This is a genomic window from Arthrobacter agilis (genome assembly GCF_002953615.1).
GTDB classification, from domain to species: Bacteria; Actinomycetota; Actinomycetes; order Actinomycetales; family Micrococcaceae; genus Arthrobacter_D; species Arthrobacter_D agilis_B.
Genome location: NZ_CP024915.1, coordinates 114,279 through 132,620, shown reverse-complemented (window position 1 = coordinate 132,620; position 18,342 = coordinate 114,279). Strand labels below are relative to the sequence as shown.

The 18,342-nt window shown below is 69.1% G+C and carries 20 protein-coding genes; 10 read left to right on the top strand and 10 right to left on the bottom strand.

Annotation, left to right across the window (positions count from 1 at the left end):
- The first annotated feature begins 62 nt into the window (after window positions 1-62).
- From CVO76_RS00645 to CVO76_RS00600, 10 genes are all read left to right on the top strand, one after another.
- The gene (locus CVO76_RS00645) at window positions 63-1,061 is read left to right on the top strand and encodes a sugar phosphate isomerase/epimerase family protein (RefSeq protein ID WP_208740330.1); all 999 of its coding nucleotides are present in this window, start codon (window positions 63-65) and stop codon (window positions 1,059-1,061) included.
- Between the two features lie 247 nt (window positions 1,062-1,308).
- Window positions 1,309-2,628, top strand: coding sequence for an ABC transporter substrate-binding protein (locus CVO76_RS00640; protein ID WP_208740329.1), 1,320 nt, complete (start codon window positions 1,309-1,311; stop codon window positions 2,626-2,628).
- 58 nt (window positions 2,629-2,686) lie between these two features.
- On the top strand, window positions 2,687-3,817 hold the full coding sequence (locus tag CVO76_RS00635; protein WP_208740328.1) for a carbohydrate ABC transporter permease: 1,131 nt from the start codon (window positions 2,687-2,689) through the stop codon (window positions 3,815-3,817).
- Entirely contained in the window at window positions 3,814-4,713 is a 900-nt protein-coding gene (locus CVO76_RS00630; RefSeq protein ID WP_133080268.1) for a carbohydrate ABC transporter permease, read from the top strand. Before CVO76_RS00635 ends, CVO76_RS00630 begins: the two co-directional genes overlap by 4 nt.
- On the top strand, window positions 4,713-6,179 hold the full coding sequence (locus tag CVO76_RS00625; protein ID WP_208740327.1) for a GH1 family beta-glucosidase: 1,467 nt from the start codon (window positions 4,713-4,715) through the stop codon (window positions 6,177-6,179). Before CVO76_RS00630 ends, CVO76_RS00625 begins: the two co-directional genes overlap by 1 nt.
- A 40-nt stretch (window positions 6,180-6,219) precedes the next feature.
- Entirely contained in the window at window positions 6,220-7,239 is a 1,020-nt protein-coding gene (locus tag CVO76_RS00620; protein WP_208740326.1) for a LacI family DNA-binding transcriptional regulator, read from the top strand.
- Window positions 7,240-7,360: 121 nt separating this feature from the next.
- A complete protein-coding gene (locus CVO76_RS00615) occupies window positions 7,361-8,431 on the top strand; it encodes a Gfo/Idh/MocA family protein (RefSeq protein ID WP_208740325.1) in 1,071 nt (356 codons plus the stop codon).
- A 94-nt stretch (window positions 8,432-8,525) separates the two neighbouring features.
- Window positions 8,526-9,350, top strand: coding sequence for an ammonia-dependent NAD(+) synthetase (gene nadE, locus CVO76_RS00610; protein WP_133080264.1), 825 nt, complete (start codon window positions 8,526-8,528; stop codon window positions 9,348-9,350).
- A 26-nt stretch (window positions 9,351-9,376) separates the two neighbouring features.
- Complete coding sequence (locus tag CVO76_RS00605; protein WP_208740324.1) at window positions 9,377-10,186, top strand: exodeoxyribonuclease III; 810 nt, start codon at window positions 9,377-9,379, stop codon at window positions 10,184-10,186.
- A 5-nt stretch (window positions 10,187-10,191) separates the two neighbouring features.
- Window positions 10,192-11,028, top strand: coding sequence for a hypothetical protein (locus tag CVO76_RS00600; RefSeq protein ID WP_133080262.1), 837 nt, complete (start codon window positions 10,192-10,194; stop codon window positions 11,026-11,028).
- Window positions 11,029-11,041: 13 nt separating this feature from the next.
- On the opposite strand, the gene CVO76_RS00595 is transcribed toward CVO76_RS00600, so the two are convergent.
- The 10 genes from CVO76_RS00595 to CVO76_RS00550 all read right to left on the bottom strand — a co-directional run.
- Window positions 11,042-12,052: a LacI family DNA-binding transcriptional regulator gene (locus CVO76_RS00595; protein ID WP_208740323.1), complete on the bottom strand. Its 1,011-nt coding sequence runs from the start codon at window positions 12,050-12,052 to the stop codon at window positions 11,042-11,044.
- Between the two features lie 4 nt (window positions 12,053-12,056).
- Window positions 12,057-12,944: a carbohydrate ABC transporter permease gene (locus CVO76_RS00590; RefSeq protein ID WP_244186274.1), complete on the bottom strand. Its 888-nt coding sequence runs from the start codon at window positions 12,942-12,944 to the stop codon at window positions 12,057-12,059.
- Between the two features lie 74 nt (window positions 12,945-13,018).
- Window positions 13,019-13,984: a carbohydrate ABC transporter permease gene (locus CVO76_RS00585; protein ID WP_133080259.1), complete on the bottom strand. Its 966-nt coding sequence runs from the start codon at window positions 13,982-13,984 to the stop codon at window positions 13,019-13,021.
- Between the two features lie 146 nt (window positions 13,985-14,130).
- A complete protein-coding gene (locus tag CVO76_RS00580) occupies window positions 14,131-15,477 on the bottom strand; it encodes an ABC transporter substrate-binding protein (protein ID WP_208740321.1) in 1,347 nt (448 codons plus the stop codon).
- Between the two features lie 182 nt (window positions 15,478-15,659).
- Entirely contained in the window at window positions 15,660-16,298 is a 639-nt protein-coding gene (locus CVO76_RS00575; protein ID WP_208740320.1) for a hypothetical protein, read from the bottom strand.
- Entirely contained in the window at window positions 16,295-16,897 is a 603-nt protein-coding gene (locus CVO76_RS00570) for a DUF6286 domain-containing protein (RefSeq protein WP_244186121.1), read from the bottom strand. Before CVO76_RS00570 ends, CVO76_RS00575 begins: the two co-directional genes overlap by 4 nt.
- Entirely contained in the window at window positions 16,894-17,313 is a 420-nt protein-coding gene (locus CVO76_RS00565; protein ID WP_432206112.1) for a hypothetical protein, read from the bottom strand. Before CVO76_RS00565 ends, CVO76_RS00570 begins: the two co-directional genes overlap by 4 nt.
- Window positions 17,310-17,501: a DUF2273 domain-containing protein gene (locus CVO76_RS00560; protein ID WP_133080256.1), complete on the bottom strand. Its 192-nt coding sequence runs from the start codon at window positions 17,499-17,501 to the stop codon at window positions 17,310-17,312. Before CVO76_RS00560 ends, CVO76_RS00565 begins: the two co-directional genes overlap by 4 nt.
- Before the next feature lie 7 nt (window positions 17,502-17,508).
- Complete coding sequence (locus CVO76_RS00555; RefSeq protein ID WP_208740319.1) at window positions 17,509-17,964, bottom strand: Asp23/Gls24 family envelope stress response protein; 456 nt, start codon at window positions 17,962-17,964, stop codon at window positions 17,509-17,511.
- A 99-nt stretch (window positions 17,965-18,063) separates the two neighbouring features.
- On the bottom strand, window positions 18,064-18,342 hold a 279-nt coding region (locus CVO76_RS00550), incomplete at its 5' end, for a hypothetical protein (protein WP_208740318.1).

Below are 18,342 nucleotides of genomic sequence, written 5' to 3'. Positions count from 1 at the left end.
CCCGCCGCAGTCCCGCCGCCCGAACCGCCACACCCACCGGACCACCCAGCCAAGGAGCCCGCATGACCCGCAACTTCACCCTGTTCACAGGCCAATGGGCCGATCTCCCCTTCGAGAAGGTCGCCGAGCTCGCCGGCCGGTGGGGCTACGACGGACTGGAGATCGCCGTCTCCGGCGACCACCTCGACGCCTGGCGCTGGGACGACGACGCCTACATCCAGGACCGGCTCGACATCCTCGAGCGCAACGGGCTGAAGGTCTGGGCCATCTCGAACCACCTCAAGGGCCAGGCCGTCTGCGACAACCCCATCGACTTCCGCCACCAGGCGATCGTCGGCCCGAAGGTCTGGGGCGACGGCGACCCGGAGGGCGTGCGCCGGCGGGCCGCGGAGGAGATGAAGCTGACCGCGCGGCTCGCCAGGAAGCTCGGCGTGGACACCGTCGTCGGTTTCACCGGCTCCTCGATCTGGCAGTACGTGGCCATGTTCCCACCGGTCCCCGCCGCCACGATCGACGCCGGCTACCAGGACTTCGCGGACCGCTGGAACCCGATCCTCGACGTCTTCGACGAGTGCGGGGTCCGCTTCGCCCACGAGGTCCACCCCTCCGAGATCGCCTACGACTACTGGTCCACCCAGCGAACCCTCGAGTCCATCGGGCACCGCCCCGCCTTCGGCCTGAACTGGGATCCGAGCCACTTCCTGTGGCAGCAGATCGATCCGGTGGCCTTCATCTCCGACTTCAAGGACCGGATCTACCACGTGGACTGCAAGGACACGAAGATGCGCATGGGCGGGGGCCGCAACGGCATCCTCTCCTCCCACCTCGCCTGGGGCGACCCGCGCCGCGGCTGGGACTTCGTCTCGACCGGGCGCGGCGACGTGCCCTGGGAGGACAGCTTCCGCGCCCTGACGGCCATCGGCTACACCGGGCCCATCTCCGTGGAATGGGAGGACGCCGGCATGGACCGGCTGCAGGGGGCGCCGGAAGCCCTCGCCTTCCTGAAGCGCTTCGACTTCGCGCCGTCGGAGACCTCCTTCGACGCCGCCTTCAGTCAGTAGGGACCTCGCGCCCTTCGCCGCGGCCCTCCCTCCTCTGCCCACCCCGACGCATGCCGGGGTGGGCAGAGTCGTCCGGGGTCTTCATCGCACCCCGAAAACCCTGTCGTCCTCGGTAAGTCTCAGTGGATGAGACGTGAGAGAGCGCTCTCTTGACGGTGTGACTTCCCGCACATACAGTGGTTCCACATCCCAGAGAGCGCTCTCTCGCCCGTCGGCGTATGTCGCTCACACACACAAAGGAGTGATCGTGGAATTCTCGCGACTCAGGAAAATCACAGCCCTCGCCGGCGTCGCCTCCCTGGCCATCGTGGCCTCGGGCTGCAGCGGAGGAGGGAGCGACGAACCGGCCAGTGCCGACAACCCCGTCAACCTGACCGTCACCACCTTCGGACAGTTCGGCTACGACGATCTGTACGCCGAATACGAAGAGCAGAACCCCGGCGTGACCATCGAGGCGACCAACATCGACGGCAGCGCCAACGCCCGCGTCGACGCATTCACCAAGCTCGCGGCCGGTTCCGGACTCAGCGACGTCGTGGCCGTCGAGGAGGGCTGGCTCGGCTCCATCATGGAGGTGTCCGACCAGTTCGTGGACCTCAACGAGTACGGCGCCGCGGACATCAAGGACAACTGGGTGGACTGGAAGTTCGAGCAGGGCACCGACCCCGAGGGCCGCGTGATCGGCCTCGGCACGGACATCGGGCCCCAGGCGCTGTGCTACAACCGGGAGCTCTTCGAGGCAGCGGGACTGCCCACCGACCGTGGAGAGGTCGCCGAACTCTTCGGTGGCGACGACGCCACCTGGGAGACCTACTTCGACCTCGGTCGCCAGTACCACGAGACCACGGGCAAGGCCTGGTACGACCAGTCGGCGTTCGTCTGGAACTCCATGGTGAACCAGATGGACGAGGGCTACTACACGGCCGACGGCGAGCTGAACATCGAGGGCAACGAGGCGATGCGCGCCCAGTTCGACCTCCTCGCTGCCGGCACCGCCGACGGCCTCTCCGCCAACCAGAAGCAGTTCGACTGGGGCAAGGGCAAGGCCTTCGTGGATGGCTCCTTCGCGGTCCACGTCTGCCCCGCCTGGATGCTCGGCACCATCAAGGAGCAGCTCGAAGCAGCCGGTGGCGGCCCCGAGACCGGGTGGGACGTCGCCGACGTCTTCCCGGGCGGAGCCTCCAACTGGGGAGGAGCCTTCCTCTCCGTCCCCGAGAGCTCCGAGCACCCCGCCGAGGCCGCCAAGCTCGCCCAGTGGCTGACCGCCCCCGAACAGATGGTCAAGCAGTCCGCAGCCGCGAACAACTTCCCGAGCACCCTCGACGCCCAGGCGGAGATCGTCGAGGCAGCCGTCCCGAACGAGCTCTTCAACGACGCACCGTACGGCGAGATCTTCGCCTCGCGCGCCGAAGGCGTCGTGGCCCAGTTCAAGGGCCCGCAGGACTCGGAGATCCAGGAGAACGTCTTCGCACCGGCCCTGAAGATCCTCGACTCCGGTGAGGGCACAGCCGACGAGGCCTGGAACGAAGCCGTCCAGCTCCTCAACGACCGCGTCGTGAACAACTAGCAGCACCGGCCGCGGGGCCTCCGGCAGCACCGGAGGCCCCCCTGGAGTCTGGAATCCCATGACCACGACACTGAACCGCCCGGCAGCCAGCAGCCCTGCCCCTGCGAAACCCACGCTCACCTTCCGCCAGCGACTGAACGTCTTCGACATGAAGGCCTCGCCCTACCTCTACATCTCCCCGTTCTTCCTCCTCTTCGCCCTGGTGGGCCTGTTCCCCCTCGGCTACACCTTCTTCGTCTCGCTCTTCGACTGGCACCTGCTCAAGGGGCAGGGCGAGTTCGTGGGCCTGCGCAACTTCCAGGAAGTCCTCCAGGACCGCTTCTTCTGGAACTCGCTGTTCAACACGATGAGCATCTTCCTGCTCTCGACCATCCCGCAGCTGATCGTCGCCACGGCCATCGCGGCCGTGCTGGACCAGAACCTCCGCGCCAGGACGTTCTGGCGCATGAGCATCCTGCTCCCCTACATCGTGACCCCCGTCGCCGTCGCCCTGATCTTCTCGAACCTCTTCGGTGAGCAGTACGGGCTGATCAACAACATCCTGGAGAGCTTCGGGTTCGACCGCATCCTGTGGACGAACGAGACCCTGCCGAGCCACATCGCGATTGCCACCATGGTGAACTGGCGCTGGACCGGCTACAACGCCCTGATCCTCCTGGCAGCCATGCAGTCCGTCCCCCGCGACATCTACGAGTCCGCTGCCATCGACGGCGCCGGAGTCTTCCGCCGCTTCTTCAGCATCACGCTGCCGAGCATCCGGCCCACCATGATCTTCGTGGTCATCACCGCGACGATCGGCGGACTGCAGATCTTCACCGAGCCCCGTCTCTTCGATCCGCGGACCTACGGGGGAACCGCGGCGCAGTTCCAGACCACCGTGCTCTACCTCTACGAGATGGCCTTCCAGCGGCAGAACTTCGGCAAGGCGTCGACCATCGCGTGGCTCCTGTTCCTCATCATCGTGCTGTTCGGCCTCGTGAACTACCTGATCTCACAGAGGATCGCCACCACCGGCGACGGGCGCGGACCGGGCAGGGGTGCCGACAGCCGCCGACGCTCCCCGGCGCCCGCCGTCGTCCTCCCCGCAGCGGGCCCCCAGCCGCCGGCACCCGCTGCCGGACCGGCACCCGACCCGGCCGCGGACCCGGCCGGCACCCCAGCAGACACGACACCGAGGAGTGGGCAATGACCGTCACCGAGACGAGGCCGCAGCGACCGCGCGCCTCGAACGACCGGAGCCGTTCCCTCCGACAGGGCTTGCTCGGCAACGGACGGCGGCCCGGGTTCCTGACCTACGGCCTGCTGTTCGCCTTCTTCCTCGCCTCCGCCTATCCGCTCTGGTGGTCGCTCATCATCGGCAGCCGGTCCAACGAGGCCCTCGGCCAGACCTGGCCACCCCTGTTCCCGGGCGGCAATTTCTGGACGAACGTCGGCGAGGTCTTCGACACCATCCCGTTCTGGCTCGCCCTCGGCAACAGTGTGCTGATCTCGGGCATCATCACGCTGTCGGTCGTCGCATTCTCGACCCTGGCCGGCTACTCGTTCGCGAAGCTCCGCTTCCGGGGACGCACCGGCCTCATGGTCGCGGTGATCGCCACCATGGCCATCCCGACCCAGCTCGGCATCATCCCGCTGTTCATGATGATGCGCACGCTCGGCTGGACCGGTGAGATCGGCGCCGTCGTCATCCCCACGCTCGTGACGGCGTTCGGTGTGTTCTTCATGCGCCAGTACCTCGTGGACGTCATCCCCGACGAGCTCATCGAGTCGGCCCGCATGGACGGAGCATCCATGATCTCCACCTTCTGGCACGTCGCTCTTCCAGCCGCCCGTCCCGCCATGGCGATCCTGGGTCTGTTCACGTTCATGACCGCCTGGACCGACTTCCTCTGGCCGCTGCTGGTGCTCGGTCCCGGCAACCCCACCCTGCAGACGGCGCTCAGCCAGCTGCAGTCGGCGCGGTACGTGGACTACTCGATCGTCCTCGCCGGCGCCGTCCTGGCCACCCTCCCGCTGCTGGTGCTCTTCGTCGTCGCGGGCCGTCAACTCATTTCCGGAATCATGCAAGGAGCAGTGAAGGGCTAATGCCACTCGACGCAACAACCCCGTCCCACCCGTCCTCCCACCCGGCCGCCGCCAGGACCTGGCCCGAGGGCTTCCTCTGGGGCTCCGCCACCGCTGCGGCGCAGGTCGAGGGCGCCAGCCACGAGGGCGGCAAGGAGGACTCCGTCTGGGACGCCTTCGCCCGGGTACCCGGCGCGATCGCGCACGGCGACACCCTGACCGACGCCGTGCAGCACTACCGCCGCATGCCCGAGGACGTCCGGATCATGAAGGAACTCGGCCTCGGCTCCTACCGTTTCTCGACGAGCTGGTCCCGGGTCCGGCCCGGCGACCGGGCAGCCAATGCGGAGGGCCTGGACTTCTACTCCCGCCTCGTGGACGAACTCCTCGAGGCCGGGATCCTGCCCTGGCTGACCCTGTACCACTGGGACCTGCCACAGGCCCTGGAGGAGAAGGGCGGCTGGGCGAACCGCGACACCGCCTACCGCTTCGTGGACTACGCCGACGATGTCTACTCGGCCCTCGGGGACCGCGTGGAGCACTGGACGACGTTCAACGAGCCGTTCTGCTCGTCGTTGCTGGGCTACGCGGCGGGCGTCCACGCCCCCGGCCGACAGGACCCGGCGGCGGCCGTCGCCGCGATCCACCACCAGCACCTCGCCCACGGACTGGTGGTCGGCGAGCTCCGGGGCCGGGGTGCCCAGCACCTCGGGATCACCCTCAACCTCAGCAACTCGATCCCCCGCGACCCGGCGGATCCGATCGACCTCGACGCAGCGCGCCGGTTCGACTCGCTGCAGAACCGGATCTTCCTCGATCCGATCCTCCGCGGGGCGTACCCCGAGGACACGCTCGCCGACCTCGAGCAGTTCGGCATCCGGGACGTCATCCGGCCCGGGGACCTCGAGATCATCGGGGCGCCGATCGATTTCCTCGGCGTGAACCACTACCACGACGACCTCATCAGCGGACACCGGGACGACGAGGGCGGCGACGGCCACTCGGGCGGCGCCACCCGCCCGACGTCGTCGTGCTGGATCGGCTCGGAGGACATCGCCTTCCCGAGCCGCGGGCTGCCGCGCACCGCCATGAACTGGGAGGTCAACCCGGACGGCCTGCGGAAGCTCCTGGTCCGCCTCGGCGAGGAGTACGACACGCTGCCCCCGCTCTACATCACGGAGAACGGCGCGGCGTACGACGACGTCGTGGGCCCGGACGGCGCGGTGCACGACGCCGAACGCACGACGTTCATCCTCGACCACATCGCGTCCGTCGGGCAGGCCATCGACCAGGGAGCGGACGTGCGCGGCTACTTCGTCTGGTCCCTCCTCGACAACTTCGAGTGGTCCTGGGGCTACGGGAAGCGCTTCGGGATCGTCCGGGTGGACTACGACTCGTTCGAGCGGACGGTGAAGGACAGCGGCGTGGCCTATGCCGGCGTGATCTCCGCTGCCACCGCCCCGCGCCTCACCAGGGCGAGCGCCTGACGTAGGCTTCAGCCATACTGTCGAGGCTTCGGAGATGACGATGACACAGGACACAGGCGGGCCCCGGCCGGTCCCCACCCTGGAGATGGTGGCCGCCCTGGCCGGGGTGTCGCGCGCGACCGTGTCCCGTGTCGTCAACGATTCGCCGAGCGTCGACCCGGAGCTCGCGCAGTCCGTGAAGAAGGCCATCCTCGCGCTCGACTACACGCCGAACCGCGCGGCGCGTTCGCTGGCCAAGCGCCGGGCGAACGCCGTCACGCTCATCGTCCCGGAGTCGACGTCGAAGGTGTTCGCGGACCCGTTCTTCGCCTCGGTGGTGCAGGGGATCGCACTCTTCCTCACCGACACGGAGTACACGCTCAACATGGTGATCTCCTCGGAGTCGAAGCCCGAGAAGACGCGCAGCTTCCTCCTCGGCGGGAACGTGGACGGCGTCCTCGTGGTCTCGCACCACAGCGGTGACCACTCCTGGACGCACCTCTCCGGGTCGCTTCCCATGGTTTTCGCCGGGCGCCCCCTGGTGGGCGGCAGGGAGAGCTACTACGTGGAGGTCGACAACGAGCAGGCCGCCTACAGCGCCACCCGGCAGCTGACCGACAGCGGCCGGCGGCACGTGGCCACGATCGCCGGACCGCAGGACATGCCCCCGGGCATCGACCGCCTCGCTGGCTGGCGGACCGCGGTCCGGGAGGCGGGCCTGGCCGAGGGGCTCGTGGAGGTGGGGGACTTCACCCTCGCCTCCGGGGCCCGCGCCATGCACCGCCTCCTCGACCGTGGCACGCCGATCGATGCCGTCTTCGTCGGCAACGACCAGATGGCGGCCGGCGCCTACACGGCCATCCAGGGCAGGGGGCTGCGCATCCCGGAGGACGTCGCCGTCGTCGGATTCGACGACGACTCCTTCGCGACCTCGGTGACGCCGGCGCTGACCACCGTGCACCACCCGATCATCGAGCTCGGCAAGAAGATGGCCGAGACGCTGGTGAACCTCATCGAGGGGAAACCGACGGAACGCGTGACGAGGATGCCCACCTCACTCGTCCTCCGCGATTCCGTCTGACCCCACCTCCCCGACCCACGTCCCGGACCCCGTCCCGGATCCTCGCGCCCGGTTCTCCGACCGCACCCCTAGCGTCAGCGTGCCCTCCTGCACGCCGCCCCGTTCCCGAAAGGCCCACCCGATGCTTCCAGCTCCCGTCAGCACCATCGCCCCGTCCACCGCGACGGGCCGCCCGATCCGGTGGGGCGTCGTCGCCACCGGCTCCATCGCCGCCCGCGTGGTGCAGGACCTCGCCCTGCTCGACGACGCCGTCCTGCACGCCGTGAGTTCCCGCAGCGAGGCCTCCGCCCGGGCCTTCGCGCTGCGCTTCGGCTTCACCACCTCCTACTGGGACGCGGCCGGCGCCGCCGGCTACGATCGGCTCCTCGCGGACCCCGCCGTCGACGTGGTCTACATCGCCACACCGCACACCCAGCACCACGCCGTCGCCCTCGCCGCGCTCCACGCCGGCAAGAACGTGCTGTGCGAGAAGCCCATCACCATGGACGCAGAGCAGGCCAGCGAACTCGCCGACCTCGCGCGGGAGCGCGGCCTGTTCCTCATGGAGGCGGTCTGGACCCGCTTCCTGCCCAGCTTCCGTCGCGCCCTGCAGATCGTGCGGTCCGGCGAGATCGGCACGGTGCGCTGGCTCCAGGCGGACCTCTGCTTCACCGCGCCGGTCGATCCGGCGTCCCGGCTCTGGGACCCGGCGGCCGGCGGCGGTGCCCTGCTCGACCTCGCCGTGTACCCGCTCACCTGGGCGCTCGGGGCGCTCGGTGAACCCGGTGCCGTCGCCGCCCGCGGCACCCTCACCCCCGAGGGCGTGGACCTCCAGAACGCACTGACCCTGACGTACGACGACGGTGCGCACGCCCAGCTGACGACGTCGATCGGGGCCGAGAGCCCCAGCGTGGTCACGATCAGCGGGACGGAGGGCTGGTTGCGCTCGTCCACCCCCCTGTTCAACCCGGGAGAGCTCGTCGTCCAGCCCCGGCGGGGCACCCTCCGCACGGAGCGCTTCGAGGTCTTCGGCAGCGGCTTCGTCTACGAGTTGCGCGAGGTGACGCGCTGCCTGCAGGCCGGGCTGACCGAGAGCCCCTTCATGACGACCGCCGAGTCCGTGCGGATGATGGAGGTACTCGACGAGGCCCGCCGCCAGATCGGCCTGCGCTATCCGAGCGATGCCGACCTGGCAGCGGGAGTACCCGCCTGAGGACCGGGTCCCGACCGGCGGCGTGCACCGGCCCGGGTCCGGACCGGTACACGCCGTAACGCCGCCGAAACCCGACGGGAGTAGCCTTGGGGGCATGCGCGAACTCCAGGCACAGATCATCGAGGAAATGGGCGTCAGGCCCACCATCGACCCGGCCGCGGAGGTCCGCAGCCGGGTCGCCTTCCTGAAGGACTACGTCAGGTCCACCGGCACCCGCGGGTTCGTCCTCGGCATCAGCGGCGGACTCGATTCGACCCTCGCCGGCAAGCTGGCCCAGCTCGCCGTCGACGAGCTGCGGTCCGAGGGCGTCGACGCCGATTTCCTCGCGGTGCGCCTGCCCTACAACGTCCAGCAGGACGAGGCCGACGCCCAGGCGGCCCTCGACTTCATCCAGCCCCGCACGTCCCGGGTCTTCAACGTGGCCCCCGCCGTCGACGGCATCCAGCAGGAGTACGCGCAGACCACCGGCGAGCGCATCTCGGACTTCACCAAGGGCAACACGAAGGCCCGCGCCCGCATGGTCGCCCAGTACGCGATGGCCGGCCAGCACAACCTGCTCGTGGTCGGCACGGACCACGGCGCGGAATCCGTCACCGGGTTCTTCACGAAGTTCGGTGACGGCGGGGCGGACATCCTGCCTCTCTTCGGCCTCAACAAGCGCCAGAACCGCGCCCTCCTCAAGGAGCTCGGCGCGCCTGCGGCACTGTACGACAAGATCCCGACGGCGGATCTCCTCGACGACCTCCCCGGGCGGGCCGACGAGCACGAACTCGGCCTCACCTACGAGCAGATCGACGACTACCTCGAGGGGCGCGAGGTCGATCCCGACGCCGCGAAGTCGATCGAGCACCGCTACTGGATCACACGGCACAAGCGCACGGTGCCCGTGACCATCTTCGATTCGTGGTGGCGGGAGTAAACACCGCCGTTGGTAACGTAGGGTCCGTGAAGATCGCCACCTGGAACGTCAATTCCCTCCGTGCCCGCGCAGACCGCGTCGAAGCCTGGCTGAACAGGTCAGACGTCGACGTCCTGGCCATCCAGGAGACCAAGTGCAAGGACGACAACTTCCCCTGGGAGCTGTTCGAGAACAGCGGCTTCGAGGTGGCGCACTTCGGCCTCAGCCAGTGGAACGGCGTCGCCATCGCCTCGCGCGTGGGACTCGACGACGTCGAGCGCACCTTCCCCGACCAGCCGACCTTCGGCAAGCCGGGCACCGAGGCGGTCCAGGAGGCACGCGCCATCGCCGCGACGTGTGGCGGAGTACGCGTGTGGAGCCTGTACGTGCCGAACGGACGGGCGCTGGACGACCCGCACATGCCCTACAAGATCGACTGGCTGGACACCCTCCGGAACCATGCACAGCGCTGGATCACCGAGGACCCGCAGGCCCAGATCGCCCTGATGGGTGACTGGAACATCGCCCCGCGGGACGAGGACGTCTGGGACATCGACCTCTTCGTCGATGGCGGCTACACCCATGTCAGCCCGCCCGAGCGCGCTGCCTTCCAGTCCTTCCTCGACTCCGGCTTCGCCGACCTCGCCCGCCCGTACACGCCCGGGCCCGGTCTCTACACCTACTGGGACTACAAGCAGCTGCGGTTCCCCAAGAAGGAAGGCATGCGCATCGACTTCGTCCTCGGCTCCCCCGCCCTGGCAGCGCGCGCCACCAACGCCTTCGTGGACCGCGAGGAGCGCAAGGGCAAGGGCGCCTCCGACCATGCTCCCGTCATCGTGGAACTCGACGGAGCGTGAGCCCCATGGGCGGTGCCCGACCGTTCCCGTACGTCTCCTACCTCCGCGTCTACGAACCGCTCGACGCCTTCTCCGACGCCCAGCAGCTGGCCATCCTGGAACAGCGGGCGCGCGAGCGGGACCTGACCGAGTCGATCGAGCACGAGCAGTCCCTGCGGCGCATCATGCGCAGCGTGTCGGACCCGTTCCCGCACCACGAGGCGGACCTCGTCCGGGTGACCCACTTCCCGAGCCTGAACGGTACGACGGCCCCCTACTACTGCCCCAACCAGCTCGCCGTCCGGACCACACTCGCCGCGGAGTCACTCGACCAGAGCCTGCGCGGCCCGCTGATCGACGTCCTCGTTCCCGACGTCGCACGCGAAGCGCACCAGGCGAGGCTGGACCCCGACACGTTCGCCGATTCCGTGGCGAAGCTCCATACCCGCTCGGCGACGTGGGGCGTGCCCTTCGCCTGGTTCGCGCTGATCCACGAGGACGACCTCACGGAGGTCGTCGAGGACGACGGCCGCGTCACGACGGTGCGGATCACGGCGAGGATCGGCGACTGCATCGACCGCGGACGCCGTTCGGTGGCGCAGCTCGCCATCGGGGCTCCGGAGATGGACCTGCTCGATGAACTCACGGAGATCGTCGAGTGGCTCGAGGTGTTCCGGCGCGACGCCGTGGTGGAGGTGGACTACGGACCCGTGGCCGACCGCGTGTTCCCGGACGATTCGCCGATGGATGTCCGCCTGGGCATCGAGAGCCTCGCCGAGGCGGACATGATGGGTGCCGCTGCGTCCTACCGGCGGCTCGCGTCCCGCTGGATCCCGATCCGGCAGCTCGCCCGCGCGTCCTGAGGACGCGGGGCGCTCAGGACGGGGCCGGCCCCGTCGACTTCCGGACGACCAGTGCGTGCGGCCGGGACGGCGGGTCGTCCGCCGGTTCGTTGCGCATCAGCTCCCCGAGCAGGAGATCGGCCGCGTAGGCGCCCTGTCCCGCGGGGTCCTGCCGGATGGTGGTCAGGCCCATCGGCTCGGCGAACTCGTGGTCGTCGATGCCGATGACCGACAGGTCGCGGGGCACGTCGATGCCCAGCTCGGCAGCCGCCGTCAGCACGCCGAACGCCATCTCGTCGGAGGAGCAGAACACTGCCGTCGGGCGGTCCCGGGGATCGGCGAGCATCGCCAGGGCCGATGCGCGCGAGGTGACGAACCGGAAGTCGCCGAAGGCCGTCCAGTCCTCCCGCACCGTCAGCCCGTGGTCGGTCATGGCGTCCCGGAAGGCCTGCTCCCTGAGTCGCGGCACCTCGAAGTCGATGTCGAAGGACCCCCCGCCGCGCATGTGGGCGATCCGCGTGTGGCCGAGCCCGATCAGGTGCTCCACGGCGTCGCGGGCAGCCTGTGCGTCGTCGATCCCGACGTGGCGTACGCCCTCGACCGCACCGCCGATCACGAGGTTCGGGTACTCCAGCTGCTGGACCGCCTTCCGCTCCTCCGGCGTCAGGTGCATGGACATGACGAGCAGGGCGTCGATCCGCCGTCGCAGGATGGAGCGGTGGAACACGCGGTCGCGGTTCACCCCGTCCCCGCCGAGGCTGAACAGCACGAGGTCGTAGCCGGCCGCGCGCAGCCGGCGGTCGATGCCCTCGAGGACGGCCGAGAAGAACCAGCGGTCGATCACCGGGACCAGGACGCCCATCGCCATCGTACGTCCGGACGCGAGTCCGGACGCCGACGACGACGGCACGTACCCCAGCTCCTTAGCCGTGGAGTTGACCCGCGCGCGCGTCTCCTCGGCCACTCCCGGCAGCCCGCGCAGTGCGCGGGACACCGTGGCCGTGGAGACGCCGAGGGACGCCGCGACGTCGTCGATGCTGGTCATGAGCTCAGCCCTTGAGACCGCCGGCGAGGAGGCCGCGCACGAAGTAGCGCTGGAGCCCGAAGAACACCGCGAGCGGGACGATGATGGACACGAAGGCGCCCGCCGTCAGCCGCTGCCACTCACCCCCGCGGGAGCCCTGGATCTCGGCCAGGCGCTGGGTGATCGGTGCGACGTCCGCCCCGCCGCCGGAGAAGACGAGCGCGACGAGGAGGTCGTTCCACAGCCAGAGGAACTGGAAGATCCCGAAGGAGGCCAGCGCCGGCGTGGCCAGCGGGACGATGATACGCCAGAAGATGGTGCTGTGACCGGCCCCGTCCACGCGTGCCGCCTCGATGACCTCACCGGGGATCTCCGCGATGAAGTTGTGCAGGAGGAAGATGGCCAGGGGCAGCCCGAAGATGGTGTGGGCCACCCAGAGCTGTGCGTAGGTGCCGCTCGGCAGCAGCTGGAACTCGCCGAACTTCAGGACCTGCGTGAAGAGCTGGAGCAGCGGGATCAGCGCCATCTGGAGGGGGACGATCTGCAGGGCGAAGACGAAGATGAACAGGCCGTCCTTCCCCCTGAAGCGGCCCCAGGCGAACATGTAGGCCGCCATGGCGCCCAGGACCAGCGTGAAGACGGTACCGGGGATCACGATCGCCAGGGAGTTCACGAAGTAGGAGAGCAGGTTCGGCGACTGGCTGCCCCCGGGGCTGAGGACGTCGGCGTAGTTCTCCAGGGTGAACTGGCGGTCGAGGATGGCGTTCCACCAGCCGTTGCCCTTGATGTTGTCCTCGGGGCGGAAGGACGAGATCAGGAGCCCGAAGGTGGGGACGGTCCAGATCACGGCGATGATGATCGCGGCAGCGGTCGCCCCGCGCGACGTAAGCCGCTGCCGGACGCGCTTCTGCATGGTCGGTGTGCCGGCGGTGGCGTCGTCCTTGACGTCCGGCAGGAGCTCTTTGTCGTTGTGCAGGGGCACGGTGCTCATCGGATCTCCTTCTGCTTGCGGAGCAGCCGGGCGTTGTAGACCACCACGGGCAGCACCATCAGGAACAGGACCAGTGCCAGTGCGGCGCCCCGTCCGGGCTCACCCGCCCTGAACGCCTGGGTGTACATCTCGTTGGCGACCACCGACGTCTCGTACTGGCCTGCGGTCATGGTCCGGACGATGTCGAAGACCTTGAGCGTCCCGATCGTGATCGTCGTGATCACGACGATCAGGGAGCCACGGATCGTGGGGATGGTGACGTTGCGGAACTGCTGCCACGCACTGGCGCCGTCGAGCCTCGCCGCCTCGACGATCTCCGTGGGGATGCCCTTGATGGCGGCGGACAGGACCACCATCGCGAAACCGGTCTGGATCCAGATCATGACGGCGATCAGGAAGAACGTGTTCTCCGGGGCGTCGAGCAGGAACTGCTTGGGTTCCTGTCCCAGCCATACGAGGATCTGGTTCAGGAGCCCGATCTGGTCCTGCTCGGCGCCCTTGTAGGCGTAGACGAAGCGCCAGATCACGCCGGCTCCGACGAAGGAGATGGCCATGGGCATGAAGACCAGGGCCTTCAGCGCCTTCTCGCCCCGGGCGCGGTCGATGAACACCGCGTAGGCCAGGCCGATCGAGGACGCGAGCAACGGGACGAGGACCACCCAGATCAGGGTGTTCCTCAGGGTCACCAGGGCCTCGGGCTGCGTGAACATCCACACGAAGTTGTCCAGTCCGACGAACTCCCCGTTGCGGTCCGTGAAGGAGAGGTACGAGGTCTGGAGCGCCGGGAAGACGAGCCCGACAGCCAGCAGGATCAGGGCCGGTGCCAGGAACCCTGCGACCTGGAGCTTCTCCCGTCCGGACTTCGGAGCCCGGTCCACGACCAGCATGATGAGGCCGATGATGGCCGCGAAGATGGCGAGTCCCACCACCACCTGTAAACCTTTGTCAGCGAAATCTTCCACAGCCCAGCCTCCTTGGTGCGCGTGATGAAAGTGATCTTGGGAAAGTGCGGCCGGGCAGGCTCCACCGCCCGGAGCGGTGGAGCCTGAGCAACCGGCGACGGCCGGCACCGGCACCTTCTCGGGTGCCGACGCCGGCCATCAGCGCATCAGGACGCCGGCCAGCTGTCCTCGACGGACTGCGTCACTTCCTCCGTGGAGGAACCGTTGATCCAGTTCACGATGCCGCTCCAGAAGGAGTTGGATCCGACGGCGCCGGGCATGATGTCGGAGGCGTCGAAGCGGAACACCGTGTTGGGGTCCTGCAGCAGTTCGATCGACTGGCGGTCGAGGTCCGATCCTGCGAGCTCGGGGTCGAGCCCCTTGTTGGCACTGATCGCTCCGCCCTGGGATACCCGGGCGTTGGCGAACTCGGCGCTCGCCATGAAGGACTGCAGGGCGACGACCTCGGGGCGATCCGCGTAGGCGCCCACCATCTCGCCACCACCGGTGATCGCCGTACCCGCGGCAGGATCGACGGGAGGGGTCATGAAGGCCCAGACGTCACCGTCTTCGGCGACCTCGGTGTCCTCGGGCCAGTTGGCCGCCTGGAAGGAGGCCTGGTGGTGCATGGCGCACTGGCCGTCGAGGACGGGCTGGCCGGCCTCGGCGAACGCGGTCGAGAGGATGGAGCGCGAGTCGCCGAAGCCACCGTTGACGTAGTCGTCGTTCTTGAGGATGTCACCGACGCGGTCGAAGGACTCGACGATCCGGGGATCGTCGAACGGGATCTCGTGGGTCACCCACTGGTCGTAGACCTCTGGGCCGTGGTCCCGGAGCACCGCGTCCTCGATCCAGTCGGTTCCCGGCCAGCCGGTCGCCTCGCCGGACTCGAAGCCTGCGCACCAGGCCTTCATCTCCTCTTCCTCGCCGGCGATCTTCTCCGTCAGCTCGGTCATCTCGTCCCACGTGGTCGGGACTTCCCAACCCTTCTCCTCGAAGGTCGCGGGGACGTACCAGACGTAGCCCTTGACGTTCGCGAGCATCGGCGCGGCGTAGAAGGTGCCGTCCACGGTGCCGTACTTCTTCCAGTCGGGGGACCAGCCCTCGTCGACGAGGTCCGAGACGGCCTGCGGGGCGGGCTTCAGGTTCTCCGCCTGCGAGGCGAGCAGGCCCGGCTGCGGGAAGATCGCGAGGTCGGGAGCCGTCCCGCCCTGCGCGCGGACGCCGATCTGGGTCTCGAACTCCTTCGAGCCTTCGTACGCGACCTCGATGCCGGTGCATTCGGAGAAGTCGGCCCAGGAGTTCTCGAGCCTTTCAGCCTCGACGTCGACGATCGTCGAGTAGACGCTGACCTCGGCGTCCTCGAACGTCCCGTAGGACTCGTAGGCGGCGCAGTCCGCGTCGCCCGAACCGGCACTGTCGGATCCTCCGGAACCGCACCCCGCGAGTGCGAAGAGGGAGACGCTGAGTGCTGCCGTGGGCAGCAGATACTTGCGTGAGCGAATATTCGCCATGGAAACAGACTCCTTTGTCTTGCGGTACTCCGTGAACCTGGCTGACGGCCACGAAAGCCGAGCGCCGGGGTTGTGCCGCCTCACTGAATGATGAGAGTCAGCGTAAGCGCTTGCAAAGCGCCCGACAACCCGGCGGGGACCCCACGCGGCTTTGATACGGAATCGTGACCTGGTCCACAGGGTCAGCTGACGCGTTCGGCCCTGGTGAAGCGGACGCGCGCCCCTGAACTGATGCTGATGAGCACGGGGGTCCGGTACCCCGTGACCGCATCCAGGGCCTCGACCAGGCGGGAGACCTCGACCGCGACGGTGTAGGGCGGGACCCCCTTCCTCGGGAACACCCGGACGCGCAGACCCGGGACTCCCCGGAGCTCCCAGGTGCTCACCGAGGCGCCGGCGAGGTCCGGACGCTCGAGCAGCGCGGCCTTGAGCGCCTGCTCGGCGGCCGCCGCGGTGATCGTCACCGATCCCGCGGTCCCGCCGTCGTCCGGACGCGGTGGGGAACCGCCCGGCCCCCCGACGGCGGCGAACACCCCGGTCCGCCCCCTCCCCTGTGCGGCGATCCACAGCGCGAGCAGGACGACCAGCGCGAGGAGCACGGCTGCGAGCGCGGCCCACAGCCAGGTGTCCTCCTGCCCCTCGAGCGTGGTCCGGCCGCGGACGCCGTCGATGCCCTCCCCGATGCGCGGAGCGGTGACGCGCCACCAGGAGGCGACGGCGGGAACGGCGAGGAGCGCGAGACCGAAGGCTCCGGCGGCGAGGGCGAGGAGTCCGACGACGGCGAGCACGAGCCGGTTGAGTACGCGTGGGGTGGTGTTCACTGCCCGATCACCCCCGACTCGGCGACGATGACGGTGATGCGGGGTTCGGGCACCACGCTCGAACGACGGAGGTCGTCGGCGACGGCCACCCGCACGGCATCGGCGTCCACGGGGACACCCGACGTCGGACGGACCTGCACGGTGACGGTCGTCCGGCCCACGGTCACGAGCACCTGCTCGGGAGCCACCCCTGCCGCCACCCGTGCCCTGCGGGCGAGCGAGGACGCCACCACCTCGGCGTCGACGACCACCGCGGCACGCTCGTTCGGGATGGTGTAGCGGGGTCTCCGGCCGGGCAGCACGGCGAGCAGGAGGAGGAGTGCTCCGAGCACGAGCAGCAGGGCGGATCCGGCGCCGAGCAGGGAGGCGGGTGCTGCACCGGGCAGCGTCCCGACCCATGCTGCCGCGGCCTCGAGGTCCACGAGGAACGGCTCGTCCCCCACCGCCTTCAGCAGCGCCTCGAACAGCAGGACGAGGAGTGCCACGATCAGCAGGACCGCCGTTCCCACCGAGGCGATGGCCCGCGAGGAGTGGAGCTCCCTGCGCACGAGCCGGGCGGTGGATGCAGGTGTCGAGCGGTCCAGCGGATCCGCACTCACAGCACCCTCGCCCCCTTGGCGACGGTGCTGCCGATGACACGGATATCGACGCGGCTCAGGCGTGCACCGGTGAGCGACTCGACGCGCTCCAGGATCGGTGTACGGGCCGCCTCCACCCGCGCCCACAGGGGGCCGCCGAACGACTCCACGACGCCGGGATCGTCCAGCACGCGGGCCAGGGGCGGGACGGGCAGCGGTAGGGCCAGGAGGAGGGCGAGCAGGCCGCGGTCGTCGGTGAACGACGCCCGGACCTGCGCGGGCTGCACGCCGAGCACTTCCGCAGCGGCGGCCTGCGCGGTGCTCGTCAGGGCCTGGGTGGTGATGCGGTTGTGCCCACCGGGCGACGCGCGGTGCCGCGGCACCGAGAGAGAAGCCATGGAACGGGTGGTCGCGGCGTGGAGTGGCTCGGTGGTCACGAGGACGAGCGTCGGCCGGACAGGGCGTCGAGGACACCGCGCAGGTCGAGCCTGCCCTCGATGATGCGCCCGAGGACGGCACCGGCGAGGACCAGCACGAGGGTCAGCACGAAACCCCAGAACCCGAAGATGAGGGCGGCGAAAGCCAGGACGGCTCCGGTGGCCATACCGATGATGGTGGGTGTCACGGCTGCCTCACTCGACCGGTTGCTTCAGCTGGGTGGAACCCATCGTGCGGACGCGTTCGCCGGTCGTCTCGGCCGGAGGCGGCAGGTGCACGTCGAGGACTTCGACGTTGACCTCGATGACCTCGAGTCCCACCAGATCGGTCAACGCCTCGTAGACGGCGACCCGGACGGAGTCCGCCAGGGCATTGAGGGCGTAGCCGTAGACGGCGACGAGGCTGATGTCCGCGGCGAGCTGGGTCTGCCCCACCTCCACTTTCACGCCGTGCGCCGGATCGTTCGCGCCGACGGCGTCCCGGATGGCTCCGAGGGCCCGTCCGGCACCGGGCCCCAGGGTGTGGACTCCCGGTACGGCCCGCGCCGCGATGGCTGCGATCTTCACCGCAGCAGCGTCACCGATCACGGTCCGCCCGGCGGGTGCGTCCGGCAGGGCCGGCAGCGGCCGCCCTGGAGGTTGCTCGATCATCGACGTCGACCCCTTTCGCTTGTGCCCAGCCTAAGCCACGGCACGGCCCGGGGGGCAGGGCGCCCTGCCAGAAGGACCGGCGCCGCCGGCGGGACGCGGTCAGGAGTGGGTGCAGTGCCGGCCGAGCCAGTCCTGCACGGGGACCATGGCACGGCGGAAGGCCTTCTCGTCGAACGTGCCCGACCCCTCCGGCGGGGCCTCGACGGAATAGGCGAGGGTGGTGAAGTCGTCGTGCAAGTCCGCCGGCACCTTCTCCCGCAGGTCGAGGATCTGCTGCTCGAGGGCGACGAGTTCCTCCGGGTCCGAGTTGGAGCGGAGGCTCAACGGCGCGAGCATGGCCGTGGTGACCCCGCCCGCCACGATGACGCAGTGGTCCGA